This window comes from Brevibacillus sp. FSL K6-2834 (assembly GCF_038592925.1).
Classification (GTDB): Bacteria; Bacillota; Bacilli; order Brevibacillales; family Brevibacillaceae; genus Brevibacillus; species Brevibacillus borstelensis.
In genome coordinates, this window is the sequence record NZ_CP151945.1 from 1,912,400 (window position 1) to 1,929,844 (window position 17,445).

The window sequence follows — 17,445 nt, forward strand, 5'->3', positions numbered from 1 at the left end:
GTGAACGGGGAAAGAGACAAAAGCAAGGTTACGGTGAGGCTGAACGGGGAGCAGTGGAACGGGAAGAGAACGGAAAAGGAGAAAAAAGCGGAGCAGCCGATGCGGTGGAATTCGGTTCAAAGCCAGGCGCCTGTGGCAAAGCCGGTCCGAAACGAGGATGCTTGGTCACGGCTGGCCCAGCTTCGCGCCACGTCGCAGACGGAGCCGAAAGAGCCGCGACAAGACGTGATTCTGCCAGTGGATGAAGGTGGAAATGAGCACCACACTCCAGGTGGCAGAAGGCCCATCATTGTGCCAGATTGGGTGCGTGATCAAGGGTGGGCGAAAACCTTGCTGAGCACAGGAGGAGCAGTAGCCATCGGCTTGCTGTTTGGCTTGCTGGTTTTGACTGTATTCAACCAGGAGCAGGTAACGCAATCGTACCAAGCCGTTTTGAGCGATACCGTTCATACATTGACTGCACAGGAGCCGGAGCCGAAATCAGCGACAGACCCGGGAGCAGCTTTGACGAAGCCCGTCTCATCCCAGACACAGGCCCCGGGACAAGAGGTAAAATTGAAGCTGCCCGATGAAAAGCTGTTTGTCGCTCAGGCCGGTGCATTTCAGCCTGACGTGCCAAGAGAGGACGTAGTCATGCCGCTCAAGGATGCGGGACTTCCGCATCTTCTGTACAAGGGGAGCGATAAGCAGTACTTGTTTGCAGCAGGTTCTCCCAACAGGGATGCTGTACTGGGCTTTGCCAGCATATTGAAGCAAAAGGGCATCGATGTGTATGTAAAGGAAATGACCTTCCCGGGAATTGACAAGGCAGTCTCCCTGCAAGCGGCGACAACTGGCGAGAAGCTGCCGGATGTAAACGGGTTTTTGCAGAACGGATGGAAAATAGCCAAGACCCTGTCTCTTCAATCCGGTGCGGTTGTCAGCACGGCCCAGCCGCCTTTGTCAAAGGAAGAGGAGGCTCAGCTAAAAGAGCAGCACCGTCAGTTTTTGGAGGAGAGTCGATTGCTGCAGACCTCTGAGCAATGGCAGCCCATGATCAACGGCATGGTGAACGGGATTAATCAGGCGATGACCGCACAGGGGAAAATGGCAGAAGCAGCGGCGGCAAAGAAACAGGCCAGCGCAGAATCATATGCCTGGCAAGTACAGACTGGCGTGCTCTCCTTCTGGGAATCCTATTCCGACTGGGTAGCCCAGCTTCAAAAAAACAGCTAGCCTAACGAAGCCTGCTTATCGCTCATACGCCTCATGACGCTCCCTTTGCGGCAGATTATTGCTCCGACATAAAACATCAAAAGATACACAAATGGACACGGGACTTGCGGCATATATTCTTGCTGGAAGTCTTTTCTTTTTATACAGTAAGTACCAGGAGCAATCAGGGATTGTTTCGAGTGGTCCCATTTGCTACACTTATGGTTGGCAAAAATAGATTCCCTTGCTAAAAAGGGAGTGGAGAATTGATGAAGGGGAAAGAAACGCTTACACTTGTTTTTCTTTTAATTTCCGGGTTGTTATGTGGAAGCATCCTGGGAGAAGTTTTGGGGCCATGGGTCCCTTTTCTGACGAAGAGCAAAGAGATAACATGGTCACCAGCAGCCGATTTAGAAATTTTGAAGTACGACTTGAACCTTCAGGTAAAACTAAATCCGGCTAGTATTGGAGGGCTTGCCCTCGCGTTCTGGATATATCGAAGAATGAAGTAGGTAGAGACGACATGAAAACCAGTACATCTCTCATTTTGGCATCCTCATCTCCTCGCCGTCGCGAACTCTTGAAGACAGTGGGCTTCGACTTCACGGTCATGACCAGTGACGTAGATGAATCCACGCAGGAGGGGCTGCTCCCCCACGAAGTAGTCGAACAATTGGCATACCGAAAAGCCAGGGCTGTGGCAGACAGAGTAGAGAAGGGTATTGTCTTGGGCTCCGATACGGTTGTGGTTTTGGATGACATCATTTTGGGCAAGCCTGCTGACGAAGAGGAGGCGTTTCAGATGCTTTCTTCTCTTCAAGGACGGGAGCACGTCGTATACAGCGGGGTTGCTCTGATCGATGCCGAAACCGGTCGCTCCGAAGTAAAGCACAGCAAGACACAAGTGCGGTTTCGAGCGCTGACCGATCGCGAGATTCACGCATACATTCGTACCAAAGAACCGATGGACAAGGCTGGTTCCTACGCCATTCAAGGTATAGGTGCAACCATGGTAGAAAGCATTACAGGCGACTATTTTACTGTAGTTGGCCTGCCTCTTTGTCTGACGGCCAACATGCTTTCCCGTTTCGGGATTTCCTTGTTGTAACGTAAGAAAACGCGGCAACGGCCACACAGCACTTGAAACGCCTTCATCGCCAGCCGTTACTCGCACAACCTTCCTATGGAAGCTGGAGGCGGTAAAAATTGGCGCAAAAAGAGTGTAACAAAATGCACATGAAAAACGTCCCTTACTATGACCGTCCAAGGGAAAGACTGCTTCGGGAGGGAGCGGCTTACCTTTCGGACACCGAGCTGATTGCCATTATGCTCCGTACGGGAAGAGAACAAGAGACGGTTTTTCAACTGGCGCAGCGCTTGTTGGCCACCTTCGGCGACATCGGCGAATTGGCCCAAGCCTCTCATGCTGAGCTGACAAGGATCAAGGGAGTAGGCACCGTCAAGGCGGTGGAATTGCAGGCTGCGTTCGAGCTGGGCAGAAGGGTTGCCCTTTCTTCCCCCGAAAAGCGCACAACGATTCGCTTGCCGCGTGACGTCGCCAAGCTGATGCTTCCGGAAATGAGGCACTTGACCCAAGAGCATTTTGTTTGCTTGTTTCTAAACACAAAAAATCACGTGATCGGAAAACAGACTATTTTTGTCGGGAGTCTCGACGCTTCGATCGTGCACCCCAGAGAAGTCTTCAAAGAAGCGATCAGGCGCAGCAGTGCTTCGGTCATCTGCTTGCATAATCATCCGAGCGGCGATCCTACACCCAGCAGGGAGGATATTGCCGTTACGCGGACACTGCAGGAGGCCGGTGAACTGATCGGCATTTCATTGCTCGATCATATCATCATCGGTGACGGCAGCTTTGTCAGCCTAAAGGAGCAGGGATATTTGTAATCCCCCTGTTTCGCTAATGACTTACAATACTTACTAGCATTTGGAACTTAGCGGAAGGAGTTTTTCTATGTTTGGTGGATTTTCTCGTGACATGGGGATTGACCTTGGCACTGCCAATACACTCGTTTATGCAAAAGGGAAAGGAATCGTCGTTCGTGAGCCGTCTGTCGTGGCGATCCGTACCGATACGAATACCATTGAGGCCGTCGGTAACGCGGCGAAAAACATGATCGGCCGTACACCGGGCAATATCGTCGCCGTTCGTCCGATGAAGGACGGTGTCATCGCCGATTTTGAAACAACCGCCACTATGATGCGATACTTTATTAATCAGGCGCAAAAGAACAAAGGGCTGTTCAGCCGCCGTCCAAATGTGATGGTGTGTGTTCCATCCGGGATCACAGCGGTTGAAAAGCGCGCTGTGGAAGATGCGACTACCCAAGCAGGTGCAAAAGCAGCATTCACGATCGAAGAACCTTTTGCCGCTGCCATCGGGGCTGATCTGCCTGTATGGGAGCCGACTGGCAGCATGGTTGTGGACATCGGCGGCGGTACGACTGAGGTTGCCATCATTTCGCTAGGCGGAATTGTCACTGCCCGCTCGATTCGTGTAGCAGGGGACGAGATGGACGAGGCGATCGTTCAATACATCAAACGGAAGTACAATCTGATGATTGGGGAGCGCAGCTCGGAGACACTGAAGCTGGAGATCGGTTCTGCCATTCCGCCGGAAGTAGTAGAGTCGGTAGAAATCCGCGGACGCGACCTCGTAACGGGATTGCCGAAGACGCTGAGCGTCAGCAGTACGGAGATCGCCGAAGCCCTGGCCGAGACGGTAGCGGCGATTGTGGAAGCTGTAAAAGTTACGTTGGAAAAAAGTCCGCCGGAGCTTGCTGCGGACATTATGGACAGAGGGATTGTACTGACCGGTGGCGGGGCCTTGCTCCGCAATTTGGATCGTCTTCTGAGCAAAGAAACCGGCATGCCGGTTCACGTTGCGGAAAACGCACTGGATTGTGTAGCGATCGGAACCGGCCGTGCGTTGGAGAACCTGCACTTGTTCAAGTCAAAGCACGGTATAACCTCTTCCCGACAAAAACGCGGTAGATAAACGGAGGTTGCGGCATGTCGTTTTTCGGGAATAAGCGACTGATCATTGTCCTTGTGGGCCTGGTTTTGCTCATTACGATCGTGGGTTTCACTTCCCGGGAACGGTCTAAACTCAGCTGGCCGGAAATGTTTTTGAAGGATACATTCAGCGTGGTGCAGGGCTTTTTTTATCGCCCTGCCCAGGCTGTTTCCGGCTTTTTTCAGGGAATTGGCGATGCGTATGATGTTTACGAGGAGAATCGTGCACTGAAAGCTGGTATGGACCAATACGCGAGAATGACAGCCGAATTGCACGACCTGCAAGCGGAAAATGAACGTTTGCGGTCCGCCCTGCAGGCGAAGGATAATCTGGTAAAATCATACGATCTCCGCTTCGCAGAGGTAGTGGCGCGAAATCCAGACACTTGGAACAATACGATTACGATTGACAAAGGATTAAAGCACGGAATCAAAAAAGATATGGCAGTGATGACAGCCAAAGGCTTGATCGGACGAGTACAGAGCGTAGCCAATTTCTCTTCGACAGTCGAGCTGTTGACCAGCTACGAGCGGCGAAACCACATATCTGCCTATATCCAGGTGAAGCTGCAGGCGGCCAACGGCACGACGTCCTATCAAACCGTAAGCGGCGTCATTGAAGAATACGATCCTCAGGAGCGTCTGTTGATCATGCGAAAAATTCCTTGGGGACAGAAAATTGAAGCAAAACAGCAGGTGGTGTCTTCCGGCCTGGGCGGGGTGATACCGCGAAATCTGCCGATCGGGTATATTGTCCGGGTAGAGCCGGATGATTACGGTTTGACGCAGACGGCCTACATCCAGCCCAGCGCAGACTTCTCCCAATTAAATGAAGTGATGGTGGTAGAACGGAGCTTTACCTTCACGCCTACAGGCGAATTGGTTCCCAACCAGCAGACACAGACACCACCCGCTCCGCCGGCTGCCGGGGGTGGACAATAATGTCTCGGTTATTGCTGACGTTGACGCTGCTGCTGTTGTTTGTTCTTGAGGGAACGGTTATACAGTTTGTGTCGCCTTCCGCATGGGGTCTGTCCTGGATGACAGTACCCCGATTTGCGCTTGTAGGTACCTTGCTCGTGTCCATGTTTCTGGGAAGGCGTGAGGGATTGTACTACGGCCTGGCCATCGGATTGCTCCACGATGTTCTTTATGGACAGGTTGTAGGACTGTACATGATGACGATGATGGTAGCCAGCTATTTCGCAGGGCTGATCGTCGTCTTGTTTCAGCGCGGCTTTGCGATGGTCTTCATCACATGCAGCCTGATCCTGTTTGGCCACGAATGGCTTTTGTACAGCACTCATCGGTTATTTGCGACTGCACCGCTGGATGTTCGCTGGATGTTAAATTGGCAAATCATACCGACAACGGTTCTCAATATCCTGTTTGGACTATTGATTTATCTCCCGATGAAGACCATCTGCAAGGCTGTCATCTCCAAACGGGAAGTGCCGCTGGAATAAATCATTGGTATGACGATTCACCCTGAGAGGAGGAGAAGGATCGTGGGTGAAACCCAGGAACAGAAATCGCATATTCCGGTACGGCTAAACATCTTGTTTATCATCGTGTTTCTGCTCTTTGCAGCTGTCATCCTCCGACTGGCCTACGTTCAGCTGGTTGAAGGGGAACAGTACCGGCACGAATTGGAGAAGTTCAGCATTCGAGAGCTGCCTATTCCTGCGCCCCGCGGTCGAATTCTGGATACGAACGGAGCCGTGCTCGTTTCCAATAAACCGGTATACACCGTTACGTATGTGGAAGAGGAAGGAAAGGACATTGATGAGGAACAGGTAGCCGACCGTTTGGCCCGAATCCTGACTGTAGACGCGGAAAAGATGGGCACGGATGAGGAATTGCTGAAAAAAACGATCGAGCTGAATTCCACATTGCCGGTTGCCTTCGGGCCGAAAGAAACGGAAGAGCTGATCAACAAGCTCATTCCCAAGCTTCAAAAGCTGCCAAAGGTAAGCGAAGTGGAAGGAAAGTCCGATGTGGATCTGGTAAAAACAGCGCTTTACGTGGGCTTGCGCGTACGATCTCCGTTCACCGATCAGGAGCGGAAGACGGTTCAGAACGCGCTGAAAGCAAAGATGAGTGCTCCAGGACAGTCGTCCGCGTTTGACGGGATGTCGGATACGGAGCTATTGAAGAGCGCCATTGCTGCCAATGTACCGTTGAAGCTGACGCTGGACAAGGACGACCGCAGCGATCTGGTCAAAGAGACAAAATACCAGCTGGAGAAGCTGCCGTCTCCGGCAGAGCTGGGCACGAAATCCGACATGGATTTACTGCGGTATGCTTCGCTGTTTGGCCTGGAAATCAATTTGAAGCTGAATGACCAGCAACGCCAGTTTCAATGGCACAAGCTGTCTCTGTTGAAAGAGATGCGCTCGTCCCACCTGCCAAGCTACATTCCCCGCCGTGTAAAGGTAAATATCACGGACAACGAGCGGTTCAAGATTGAAGAAAGGCTGTCTGAACTGCCGGGAATCTCCGTCGTTCTCGAGCCGGTCCGGGAAATTTTCCGGGATCCCGACGGTACTGGCTTTGCTACGCATATTCTCGGCTACACCAACGCGATCAAGCCGGAACAGCTAAAGGAATACCAGGCACAGGGCTACAATCCATTCGACCGGGTAGGCGTGACGGGTCTGGAGAGCTACTACGAACGCTACTTGCGGGGAAAAGACGGCGTTGAAGAGGTGCACGTCAATAAAAATTCGGAAACCGTGGAGAGAAATCCCCGGCGTCCCGCAGAGCCCGGTGACGATCTCGTTCTGTCGCTGGACTGGCGTTTCCAAAGCAAGGTAGAGGCGATTTTGAAGGAAGAAGTAGAGGCATTCAAGAAAAAACCGAGCACGCCGAAGGAATTCAAGGATGCCCATGTGCTGGTGATGAATCCGAATACAGGCGAAGTGCTGGCGATGGCCAGCTATCCTGATTACGATTTGAACCTTTACTATGACCGGAAAGAGTTCAACAAGAGATACGCGACAGAAATTCTCCCGAATGAATCAAATCGCTTCATTTATGCAGCTTATCCCCCGGCTTCTACGTATAAGCCGCTGTCGGTGATGATTGCGCTGCAGGAAGGGCTGACCACGCCAACTGAATCGATTAACGACCGAGGCGGATTAAAGGTCGGAACGTCGTACAAGCGGAACTGGAAGCCGGGAGGCCATGGGATTGTCAACGCCCGGCGTGCCCTGCAAGTATCGAATAACACGTACATGTACGAAATGGCCATTCGTTTGGCCAATCGGGCGAAGACACACTGGTCCGAGCAATTCTCCATTCTCGATTACTACAATGCCCAATTTGGCTTGGGCGTGAAAACAGGAATCGATCTGCCGGGAGAGCGAAAGGGAGTGGAAAACTCCAACTTGTTCTACGGAAACCTTGCAGACGCCATGATCGGCCAGTACGACCTGTTCACGCCGATGCAAATCGGACAATACGTCTCAACTATTGCCAACGGCGGCTATCGGATGCGTCCTCATCTGGTAAAAGAAATCCGCAGCGGTACGACTGATCCGAAACAACCCGGCCAAACGCTGACTGTAATTGAGCCACAGGTTCTGAACCGGGTGGAAATCGATCCCAAGTACATTAAAGTGGCGCAAGAAGGGATGCGAATGGTAACCCAGCCGGGAGGTACGGCTTATCGCACGTTTGCAGGCCTGCCGTTTACGGTCGCGGCCAAGACCGGTACCGCACAAACAGGCCAAAGAGCAGAAAACGCCGTTCTCGTCGGCTATGCACCTTATGAAAATCCCCAAGTCGTATTTGTCGTCGTTGCGCCAAACAGCTTGCGTGACGGGACTTCGAGTTCCGATGCTACCGGACCTGTTGCCCGTCGTTTGCTTGAAGCCTATAACGAGTTGAATCCAGGAGTTTTGACTCCGGCACCACCATCTGGAACTGCGACTACTACAACCGAGCGTTCACAAACAACGGCAACGGCAGCTACTGGATCCCAACAGTCTACCACCAGGTAGACGGGCTGCCGGGCTGCCGACCCGATTCGGCATTTTTTTCACGCAGAGCAGGAATCTTTTGTCATCATGGCGAATGGTATCGGTCGAGGTGAAACAGGTGACGACTGCAAAAAGCAAGGTCACGATCAAGGGGACAAAAGAGGGACTCGTTTTTTTCATGGACGATACCTGTTCCTTTGAAGAACTGCTGACCGACTTGCGTGAAAAAATAGAGCACAGCCATCAACAAATCCTGTCAGGCCCGCTTATTCGCGTTTCTCTCAAGCTGGGGAAGCGGTACTGCTCTCCTGAACAGCAGGAGCAGTTGACGGATATCATTCGGCAAAAAGGGAACCTTGTCATCCATACGATCGATGCGGATGTCATTAGCAAAGAAGAAGCGTTTGCCGAGCGCCTCAAATCAACGTTCTCCATTCAGGTGCATACGGTTCGCTCCGGACAGGTGCTGGAGTTTGAAGGAGACCTGCTGCTGTTGGGTGATGTCAATCCCGGTGGTACTGTTCGTGCTACCGGTAACATTTACATTCTGGGCAATCTTCGCGGCTATGTACACGCGGGATTCAAAGGAGATACACAGGCCATCATCGCCGCTTCGGTCATGGCTCCTACCCAACTGAGGATTGCGGATGTCATCAGCAAGCCGGGAGAAGAGTGGGCCAGTAGTTCGGGCGGCACCGAGTTCGCGTACCTGGAAGATGGGACGATGCTAGTAGCCAAGATGAACTATTTGCCCCGCATTCGTCCAGAGCTGGGAGAACGGAAACATTGAGACGACTAGGAGAGAATTTGCCGATTCGGGATACAGATGTGAAATGTGGTACTCGACGTAGTTGAAGGAGGAACGGATGTGGGTATTGGAATTGTCGTAACATCAGGAAAAGGCGGCGTGGGAAAGACGACCACCTCCGCCAATCTGGGAACGGCTCTTGCACTTTTGGGCCAAAAGGTATGCATGGTGGATACCGATATCGGGCTGCGCAACCTGGATGTGGTGATGGGTCTGGAGAACCGGATCATTTACGACTTGGTTGATGTCGCGGAAGGGTCCTGCCGTTTGCAGCAAGCCTTGATCAAAGACAAACGGTTCGAAAATCTGTCCTTGCTGCCGGCTGCACAGACAAAAGACAAATCGGCAGTTTCCCCCGAGCAGATGGAGGAAATTGTAACCCAGCTAAAGCGTGAATTCGATTATGTGGTCATTGATTGTCCGGCAGGCATTGAACAGGGCTTCCGCAATGCGGTCGCCGGGGCTGACCAGGCGATTGTGGTTACCACTCCGGAAAAAGCCGCTGTACGCGATGCGGACCGTATTATTGGGCTTTTGGAGCGGGAAAAAATGGGGATGCCCAAGCTGGTCATCAATCGCGTGCGCCCTCATTTGGTGAAAAATGGCGATATGCTGGATGTGGAAGATATTCTGGATTTGCTAGCCATTGACTTGGTGGGCGTTGTGCCAGATGATGATCATGTCATCAAATCTGCCAACCAAGGTGAGCCGGCGGTTATGAATCATGAGTCGCGTGCTGCCATTGCCTACCGCAACATTGCTCGCCGCCTGCTGGGTGAAGCGGTTCCATTGCAGCCTTTGGAACAAAAAGCAGGGGTGTTTCAAAAAGTCCGGAAATTCTTTGGTTTTAAATAAACCGATGATGGCACATAGATAAAGAACAGGAGCACTCCTGTTCTTTCCTTTCGTCTACACATCATGAACAGAGGCAAAAGCCCCGTCTGTTGACAGGGGAGAAAGGTTTTCTAGGAGGATAACCATGGACCTGGAAAAACGACATTTAAAACAGATAGACTGGGCTATTCTCGTCATTTTGCTTGGCTTGTGCGCATTCAGCTACATCGGGATAAGCGGGTCCGCCAAGGGCGTGGATGCTGCCATGAAACAAGTGCTTTGGTACTCGATCGGCTTTGTTGTCCTCGCCGTTACACTGCTGTTCGATTATCGGCTGTATCATTCTTTGGCATACGTTTTTTATGCGATCGGAATTATTCTGCTGATTGGTGTCTTTGAGACGAAGCCGATCAACAATGCGACCAGCTGGTACAATTTGGGGGTCATCCTATTTCAGCCTTCCGAACCGATGAAATTATTTACGATTCTCGCGGTGGCCAGGCTTTTGGCCAAACATGCGGAAGACAACAATCGGTTCTATTACTTTTATCAGCTCATTCCCGTAGGCTTGATCGTGGCCGTACCTTTGCTGCTCATTCTCGTGCAGCCCGACCTCGGAAGTGCGCTTGTCTACTGCGGAATTCTGGTCACCATGCTGATCGTAGGCGGAATCCGGCTCAAGCACGTCCTGTACTTGGGTACGCTGGTCGTCAGCTTTTTCGGAGCGATGGCGCTTATTTATATGTACAAGCAGCCGCTTTTCTTCAAGATCATCAAGCCGTACCAGTGGGACAGGATCGTCTTTTGGCTGGATCCCGATCTGGAAGCGATGGGAAAAGGCTTTCAACTGAAACAGTCATTGATTGCCATCGGTTCCGGTCAATTGCTGGGCAAGGGAGTAAACACGCCGACGCAGGCAAGCTTCGGCTGGGTGCCAGTAGGGGAAAGCGACTTTATTTTCACCGTCATCGCCGAGAAGCTGGGCTTTGTCGGAGCGGGTCTGCTGATGATCCTGTTCTTTTTCCTGATTTACCGGATGATCCGGATCGCCATGGAGGCCAAAGATCCGTTTGGTTCGTACGTCGTCGCGGGCGTTGTAGGCATGCTTACCTTTCAGGTCTTTGAAAACATCGGAATGACGATTCAGCTTATGCCGATTACCGGTCTTCCGTTGCCATTTATCAGCTACGGAGGGAGCTCACTGCTCACGAATTTTCTGATTATGGGAGTCGTGCTCAATATCGGGATGCGCAAAGACAAGCTCAGATTTGATTAAAAAGAGTTGTTCACACACATTTCAAAATGCGTGACAATTTCATCCGAATGTGATACACTCAACCTAAGTTAACCATTTTTACTAGCTGTAGTGATTTGATGGATTGGTTGTGGGTCGTACCTTCGAAGAGAAGACACCACCATGTGGTCAAATCTCGCCAGGGTATGACTTTTTTCCATACTGAAGAAAACTTCTCTGTAAAAACAGGTTAACGGTACACTTTCTCGCCTCATGGGCGCAATGTTTAGGGAGGTTTGTTTCATGCAACAAGGTATCGTAAAATGGTTCAACGCGGAGAAAGGATACGGCTTCATCCAAGTAGAAGGCGGAGATGACGTATTCGTACACTACAGCGCAATCCAGACAGAAGGCTTCAAAACCCTGGAAGAAGGCCAAAAAGTAGAATTCGAAATCGTTCAAGGTAGCCGTGGTCCTCAAGCTGCCAACGTTGCAAAACTGTAAATATTGGCAGATACGAAAAGCAGTCTCTCGTTTGAGGGACTGCTTTTTTGCATGTATATGGACCCTCTGAAGCCTGCGAATATTGCCAGGAGACAAGTCATAAGATGTACCAAAGCTTGGCCTTCGGAGGGATGTACATGTTCGATAAAGTAGATGGTGTGAAAGAGAGAAGACGAGAGCGGGTAGAACGGATTCGCACCCAATCAAGAGACAGCTTCGCCCCGTTTGTGGATGACTGGAAGGACCCGATCGAGACGGATTCCGATTTGTTTCCGACGTCATCCCGCGGAGAAAAAGGAAGCTTTCCCTCGCTGCCGCCACAAGAAAAATGGAGCATGCAGATTGTTGCGTCCCTGCTGTTGATTGGTCTGGCCTATGTTTTGTTTCAATCATCGCTGCTGCCATCTTCCTGGAAAAACCAAGCGCGCGAAGTCATGACGCGCGATTTTAATTTTTCCGGTGTGGCGGGTTGGTACGAGGCCCGGTTTGGCTCCCTGCCGACCCTTTTGCCGTCGTTATCCGGTACAAAAGCCGTTCCCGCAAGCACGCCGCAGACCTTGAACGTCTGGAAATGGTCAGCGGACTGGAGAGTGGCTAAGCCCTTCGACCCGAAAAGCACAAAGGTCATCCTGAGCACCGAAGGGGACGGGAATGTTGTGATGGGAGAGACAGGCTGGGTGACTTTCATCGGCGACAAGCCTGGGTACGGAAAGACAGTGGTTGTTCGGTTGGCGAAGGGGAGGGAGCTTTGGTTTGGCAATATGGAGACGGTCCAGGTAGCGGTCGACGATTTTCTCGGGGCAGGGCAGGTGGTGGGTGTCCCGAGAGCGGTCAATGAAACAGTACGGCATCTGTACGTAGGACTGCAGGTGCAGGAGCAACCGAGCAACCCGCTGGAAGTGATCACCTTTGAATGATTGGCGCCTCTTTGGCATCCGTATTCGAATCCATCTGCTCTTTTGGTTCGTGATCGGCCTTTCAGTGGTCATGGGCTTGTTCACAGAAGTACTCTCTTTATTTATCATTGTCTGCATTCATGAGATGGGACATGTGGCTGTTGCCAGAGAGCTGGGATGGAGGGTTACGGAGGTGCAGCTGCTGCCGTTTGGCGGCGTGGCAACGATGGAAGAGGCGTATGCGACCGATCCCTTGGATGAAATCGTTGTGGCTCTTGCCGGCCCTTTTCTCAATGTCGTTATGATGGCGTTTTCTTGGGGCTGTTGGACACTGGGCCTATGGACAGAGGAGTGGGCCCGCTTTTTTCTGACGAGCAATCTGATCATCGCCGGCTTTAACCTTTTGCCGATCTGGCCTTTGGACGGAGGACGGATACTCCAGGCATTGCTATGCTGGTATCTTCCGTACCGGAAAGCGGCAGTTTCCTCAATAGCGGCAAGCACATTGCTTGCTGCCTTCATGCTGGGAATGGCCAGCCTCTCGCTGCAACTGAATGTTGCCATTGTCGCGGTCTATCTTCTGGCCATCAACATTCAGACATTTTTGCGCTTCCCCTATCAGTTCATCCGTTTCTTGATGGAAAAATACGTCCGCTCTGCAGAAGAGCAGGCTGTGCGTGCTTTGACAGTACCCCCGACCGCGACGGTAATCGAGGTATCCTACTTGTTATGCCGCGGCTATACCCATCTGGTCTACGTCAAAGGGACGGGGCTGTTGCCGGAGCAGCAGCTACTGCATGCGATGCTGTTTGAAAAGAAGCACGACACAGCTGTTGGCAAGCTGCTTTGAGCAAGCGGGCGTTTCTGCCGTCTGATCAGTCTTCTGCACGCCATTCCATCAGCCAGCAATTGCGTTTTTTCCCCTCGTGCCATTCATGCCGGGGAAGCAGCTTCACCTTGCGAAATCCGCACTTCTCGTAGCAGCGGATGGCTCGCCTGTTCCATGCTTGCGGGTCCATGATCACCCGGGTAGCATGCTTTTCCGTGCTGAGCGCTTGCACTACGCTTGAGACGAGACGGCTTCCAAGTCCCTTGTTCCAATACACCGGCTCGCCAATAAACTGGTCCATGCCGTAGATGGCTTCATCGGGGGAGTACCCGTATGCCAGCTTGTCCTGGCTATCGACGGGGTAGTATTGTACGTAGCCGATTGGCTCCTCTCCGAAAAGTACAAGAAAACGGCTGACACCTTCATCGTCTTCCGGAAAAAAATTCGCACGGATCATCGCGTCGTCATGTGGCCGATCCCGCCCTTCATAATAAGTCAGCACACGCTCGTCATTCAGCCACACGCGCAAGTGAACGGCATCTTCCGGGGCAAGCTTGCGAATGCCCAGCTGCCTCTCTTCTCTCATCAGGGGCCCTCCTATTTTGCTGAATGTGATACCATCCTGGACGATCCTCCTTCCCTTTTCATTCCCGCGCAGCTATGCTAGATTACTTCTGAAGGAGCTGTCTTGGACGGATCATGAAAGATTACTCGATCGCTGCATGATTATCCTGCCGGCAAGCCGGAAAGTGTTTTGCTCAAAATGAGCAGGCCGGACGGGGGAATAATCAAGGGCATCGGCAAGGAGGCAGTCTGTTGAAAAGCGCGGGGATCAGTAATGCTGGTGGACAGCTGCGCATAGCGCTCATGAACAAGGGCAAGCTGGTGGAATGGCGAACCCAGGCGGAAGCGAGCGAGGCGCTGTCAGGGGATATTTATTACGGAAAAGTGGCCAAGGTAGTGCCGGGCATTCAATCGGCATTTATCGATATCGGGTATGATCAACAAGCGTTTTTGTATGTGGACGAAGCAGCTCCGATCTCTGGCAAAAAAGCAGGGCGTTCCATTAGTGCCTATGTGCGTGAAGGCGAGTCTCTGCTCGTTCAGGTGATCAAGGAAGGGACGGAAACGAAAGCTCCCCGAGTGACAGCGCGGGTCAGCCTGCAGGGGCGGCTGCTCGTCTATTTGCCGGCGGAAGGACTGGGCGCGGGTGAGGAGCCGGTGTCCGTTTCCCGCAAAATCAGGAACGAATGCGCACGGGAGCGGTTGACCACGCTCATGTCCTCGCTTTTGGAAAAGGGGGAGGGCGTGATTGTCCGTACCGAAGCGGCCGAAGCGGATGAAGAGCAGCTCAGGCGGGAATGGGCGTATTTGCGCGGCCGTTGGCGGGACGCTTGGCAAGCGGTGCAAGGCAAGAAGGCCCCGTGCCGTTTATTGCTGGACGACAGTCTCATCGAAGCGGCGCTGCGGGACTTTTTGGCCGATGGCGCAGAGGAAGTGATTGTTGAGGACGCGGCTCTTTTTCGCAAGGTTGGCAAGCTGATGGAAGCCATGTTCCCTGAAGAGCTGCCAAAGCTTCGCTGGCATCGGCAAAAGGAGCCGCTGTTTGCGCAGTGGGGTGTCAGAGAGCAGCTCGCTCTAGCGCTTCAAAGGCAAGTGCCTCTCGCAGGCGGCGGCAATATCGTGATCGACCGGACCGAAGCGCTGACCGTGATTGATGTCAATACCGGAGCTTTTTCGGGCAGAGGCGGACAGCAGCGCGAACAGGCAGTCACCGCGGCGAATCTGGAAGCGGCCGATGAGATTGCCCGCCAGCTTCGCTTGCGGGACATCGGAGGAATGATCATCGTTGATTTTATCAACATGCGCGAGGAAAAAAACCGGGAGCGCGTTTTCAAGGCTTTGGAGAGTGCTCTAAAAGCCGATCCGGTACCGGTGTCCGTGCTGGGCATGACGTCCCTCGGTCTGGTGGAGATGACGAGAAAGCGGACGAGAGCAAGTCTGGCTGAACGTTTGACAGAGCCGTGTCCGTGCTGTGAAGGCGGCGGACGCATGCTGAAAATAGAGGAGTGCTTCCGATACCTCAGGGAAGATCTTGAAGCTCTGGCCAAAGTCCAGGATGCGGAGGCTGCTCTCGTGGAGCTGTCCGATCGGCTGTTTGAATACTGGCAGAATGGACAGGCAGACGGATCGGCATGGCCGGTCACTCTGTACGTCCGCAAGGCAGAAGAGCTGTCGGGCGGGCGCTATCGGATTTTATATGCCGGAAGTCGGCAAGAAGCGGAGCGGCTCTGGCTTTCTCATGCGAAAAATTCTTGACTGGGCGAATCACCGTATGGTATCCTAGTGGTTGTCATACAGTTATGCCTCGGCATACTGTAACCGCTCGGATCAGGTTCTCAAGTCGCCTTTCGCGGCGCACCTGCACAGGCGAGTCTGAGTATAGGAGGTGCACACAATGTACGCTATTATCGAAACCGGTGGAAAACAGTACAAAGTAGAAGAAGGAGCAGTTCTCTTCATCGAGAAACTGGCTGCTACTGAAGGTGACGTAGTTACTTTCGACAAAGTACTGTTTGTAAGCAAAGACGGCAAGGTTACAGCAGGAGCTCCTACTGTAGCTGGCGCAACGGTAACTGGTAAAGTAGAAAAACACGGTAAAGGCCAAAAAATTATCGTGTACAAATACAAATCCAAGAAAAACTACCGTCGCAAGCAAGGTCACCGTCAACCGTTCACCAAAGTTGTGATCGAAAAGATCAACGCGTAAGTGATCGGCCATGATTGAAGTGATCGTGAATCGAGCGCCGTACGGGATTAAAGAGGTGTGCATTTCCGGACATGCCAATGCGGCTGCCTATGGCTCGGACATTGTATGTTCTGCTGTATCAGCGATCAGTTTTGGCATTTTGAATGCAATTCACCCTCTGCTCGGCATCGTTCCTCAAGTTTCGCAGGCTCCAAAAGACGGCGGGTTTCTCCGCTGGAGCATTTCATCCTTGGAGGATGCAGAGCTCCACGAGAAACAGCAGCTACTGGCGGAGAGCATGGTCATATCCTTGCTGGCGGTTGCGGAGCAGTACGGATCATACGTTTCGGTACAAGATGACAAATGGCAAGGAGGTGCCTCACAATGAAAATGCTGTTTACTGTAGACCTTCAGTTCTTCGCCTCCAAAAAAGGGGTAGGTTCTACCAAGAACGGTCGCGATTCCATCTCCAAGCGCCTTGGCGTGAAACGCGGCGATGGTCAATTCGTAAAAGCCGGTAACATCCTCGTTCGCCAACGTGGTACGAAAATTTACCCAGGTGAAAACGTGATGAAAGGCGGCGACGATACTCTGTTTGCAACAGCAGACGGTGTTGTTCGCTTCAAGCGTCTGGGCCGCGATCGCAAACAAGTGGTGATCGAGCCGGTCGCTTCCCAAGCGTAAATACGGAAACGAAAAACCCAGCCTTGTTGCTGGGTTTTCTTTATGTCTACGTTTTCATGTGTTACAATAGGTACAAGAAAGAAATTCTTATCGGTTTGGGTGGGAAAAATGATAGACGAGCGGAAGCTGTTTACAGAGCAAACAGACGAACTGCTGACCGTATTAAATCGGCAGCGTCATGACTGGCTGAATCATGTTCAGGTACTGCTTGGCTATCTGCGTTTGGGCCGCCCTGAGGAAGGGGAAGCATACCTGAAGCGCGTCTCTGAACTCGCGATGCAGGAAAGTATGCTGGCCCGGCTAAACAGCTCGATGTTGTCCGTCTTCTTCTTGACCTTTAACGCGCTGAACAAAGACATGCTCATGGAAGTGGACGTGTGCAGCCATGTAGATTTGGCGTTGACGGTCCTGGATGAAAAGGCTTTGTTTGACACGGTGTCAGGTATTGTATGTACAGTGAATAAGCATTTGGAAAAAAATATGTTCGAACCAGCCAGCATGCAAATATCCTTGTTTAAAGGCGAGCGGGGGATTCACTTCCGGTTCGATCTGGCAGGGAAAATTCGTGCATCCGGAATGGTCGAACTGGAAAAACTGGTACGTGAAGGAATGCAGGGCCCGGTGATCGTCACCGAATGGATACATACAGATGAGGATTGGATACTGGAGCTGGTAGTTCCGGTTGCGGAAGGATAGA

At 52.1% G+C, this 17,445-nt stretch carries 20 protein-coding genes and 1 other annotated feature; of the genes, 19 read left to right on the forward strand and 1 reads right to left on the reverse strand.

The genetic code is table 11. The annotated features are described in order from the left end of the window. From NST96_RS09390 to NST96_RS09455, 14 genes are all read left to right on the forward strand, one after another. Entirely contained in the window at positions 1–1,215 is a 1,215-nt protein-coding gene (locus NST96_RS09390) for a hypothetical protein (RefSeq protein ID WP_311067619.1), read from the forward strand. A 248-nt stretch (positions 1,216–1,463) separates the two neighbouring features. Continuing rightward, positions 1,464–1,706 carry a DUF4321 domain-containing protein gene (locus tag NST96_RS09395; RefSeq protein WP_171506976.1) on the forward strand — a complete coding sequence of 81 codons (243 nt, stop codon included), beginning with the start codon at positions 1,464–1,466 and terminating at the stop codon, positions 1,704–1,706. Positions 1,707–1,717: 11 nt separating this feature from the next. After that, positions 1,718–2,302: a Maf family protein gene (locus NST96_RS09400; protein ID WP_003387622.1), complete on the forward strand. Its 585-nt coding sequence runs from the start codon at positions 1,718–1,720 to the stop codon at positions 2,300–2,302. 122 nt (positions 2,303–2,424) lie between these two features. Then, positions 2,425–3,099, forward strand: a complete 675-nt coding sequence (gene radC / locus NST96_RS09405) for a DNA repair protein RadC (RefSeq protein WP_170208322.1) — start codon at positions 2,425–2,427, stop codon at positions 3,097–3,099. 67 nt (positions 3,100–3,166) lie between these two features. Continuing rightward, on the forward strand, positions 3,167–4,210 hold the full coding sequence (locus NST96_RS09410) for a rod shape-determining protein (protein ID WP_003387620.1): 1,044 nt from the start codon (positions 3,167–3,169) through the stop codon (positions 4,208–4,210). A gap of 14 nt (positions 4,211–4,224) precedes the next feature. Continuing rightward, on the forward strand, positions 4,225–5,169 hold the full coding sequence (gene mreC, locus NST96_RS09415; RefSeq protein ID WP_003387619.1) for a rod shape-determining protein MreC: 945 nt from the start codon (positions 4,225–4,227) through the stop codon (positions 5,167–5,169). After that, positions 5,169–5,693, forward strand: coding sequence for a rod shape-determining protein MreD (gene mreD, locus NST96_RS09420; protein WP_003387617.1), 525 nt, complete (start codon positions 5,169–5,171; stop codon positions 5,691–5,693). The genes mreC and mreD overlap by 1 nt, the downstream gene beginning before the upstream one ends. Positions 5,694–5,735: 42 nt before the next feature. Further along, positions 5,736–8,231: a penicillin-binding transpeptidase domain-containing protein gene (locus tag NST96_RS09425; RefSeq protein WP_327927199.1), complete on the forward strand. Its 2,496-nt coding sequence runs from the start codon at positions 5,736–5,738 to the stop codon at positions 8,229–8,231. 73 nt (positions 8,232–8,304) lie between these two features. Further along, positions 8,305–9,000 (forward strand): septum site-determining protein MinC, encoded by a 696-nt coding sequence (gene minC / locus NST96_RS09430; RefSeq protein WP_342406536.1) that lies wholly within the window; start codon positions 8,305–8,307, stop codon positions 8,998–9,000. Positions 9,001–9,078: 78 nt separating this feature from the next. Beyond that, positions 9,079–9,873: a septum site-determining protein MinD gene (gene minD, locus NST96_RS09435; RefSeq protein ID WP_003387614.1), complete on the forward strand. Its 795-nt coding sequence runs from the start codon at positions 9,079–9,081 to the stop codon at positions 9,871–9,873. 124 nt (positions 9,874–9,997) lie between these two features. Continuing rightward, a complete protein-coding gene (gene rodA, locus NST96_RS09440; RefSeq protein ID WP_003387613.1) occupies positions 9,998–11,128 on the forward strand; it encodes a rod shape-determining protein RodA in 1,131 nt (376 codons plus the stop codon). Between the two features lie 261 nt (positions 11,129–11,389). Next, complete coding sequence (locus NST96_RS09445; RefSeq protein WP_003387612.1) at positions 11,390–11,590, forward strand: cold-shock protein; 201 nt, start codon at positions 11,390–11,392, stop codon at positions 11,588–11,590. Between the two features lie 137 nt (positions 11,591–11,727). Next, the gene (locus NST96_RS09450) at positions 11,728–12,507 is read left to right on the forward strand and encodes a M23 family metallopeptidase (RefSeq protein WP_031932365.1); all 780 of its coding nucleotides are present in this window, start codon (positions 11,728–11,730) and stop codon (positions 12,505–12,507) included. Continuing rightward, positions 12,500–13,336 carry a M50 family metallopeptidase gene (locus NST96_RS09455; RefSeq protein ID WP_024983976.1) on the forward strand — a complete coding sequence of 279 codons (837 nt, stop codon included), beginning with the start codon at positions 12,500–12,502 and terminating at the stop codon, positions 13,334–13,336. The genes NST96_RS09450 and NST96_RS09455 overlap by 8 nt, the downstream gene beginning before the upstream one ends. 25 nt (positions 13,337–13,361) lie before the next feature. Here NST96_RS09455 and NST96_RS09460 read toward each other — a convergent pair whose 3' ends face one another. Next, the gene (locus NST96_RS09460) at positions 13,362–13,901 is read right to left on the reverse strand and encodes a GNAT family N-acetyltransferase (protein WP_003387609.1); all 540 of its coding nucleotides are present in this window, start codon (positions 13,899–13,901) and stop codon (positions 13,362–13,364) included. 230 nt (positions 13,902–14,131) lie between these two features. On the opposite strand from NST96_RS09460, the gene NST96_RS09465 reads away from it, so the two are divergent. The 5 genes from NST96_RS09465 (at position 14,132) to NST96_RS09485 (ending at position 17,444) form a co-directional block, all read left to right on the forward strand. Next, positions 14,132–15,634 carry an Rne/Rng family ribonuclease gene (locus tag NST96_RS09465; RefSeq protein ID WP_003387608.1) on the forward strand — a complete coding sequence of 501 codons (1,503 nt, stop codon included), beginning with the start codon at positions 14,132–14,134 and terminating at the stop codon, positions 15,632–15,634. A 51-nt stretch (positions 15,635–15,685) separates the two neighbouring features. Continuing rightward, positions 15,686–15,763: a sequence feature (ribosomal protein L21 leader region), on the forward strand. 10 nt (positions 15,764–15,773) lie between these two features. Beyond that, positions 15,774–16,085, forward strand: coding sequence for a 50S ribosomal protein L21 (rplU, locus tag NST96_RS09470; RefSeq protein WP_003387606.1), 312 nt, complete (start codon positions 15,774–15,776; stop codon positions 16,083–16,085). 10 nt (positions 16,086–16,095) lie between these two features. Beyond that, the gene (locus NST96_RS09475) at positions 16,096–16,452 is read left to right on the forward strand and encodes a ribosomal-processing cysteine protease Prp (protein WP_003387604.1); all 357 of its coding nucleotides are present in this window, start codon (positions 16,096–16,098) and stop codon (positions 16,450–16,452) included. Positions 16,453–16,454: 2 nt separating this feature from the next. Beyond that, positions 16,455–16,748: a 50S ribosomal protein L27 gene (rpmA, locus tag NST96_RS09480; RefSeq protein ID WP_003387603.1), complete on the forward strand. Its 294-nt coding sequence runs from the start codon at positions 16,455–16,457 to the stop codon at positions 16,746–16,748. 108 nt (positions 16,749–16,856) lie between these two features. Further along, on the forward strand, positions 16,857–17,444 hold the full coding sequence (locus tag NST96_RS09485; RefSeq protein WP_003387602.1) for a Spo0B domain-containing protein: 588 nt from the start codon (positions 16,857–16,859) through the stop codon (positions 17,442–17,444). Position 17,445: the final 1 nt, after the last annotated feature.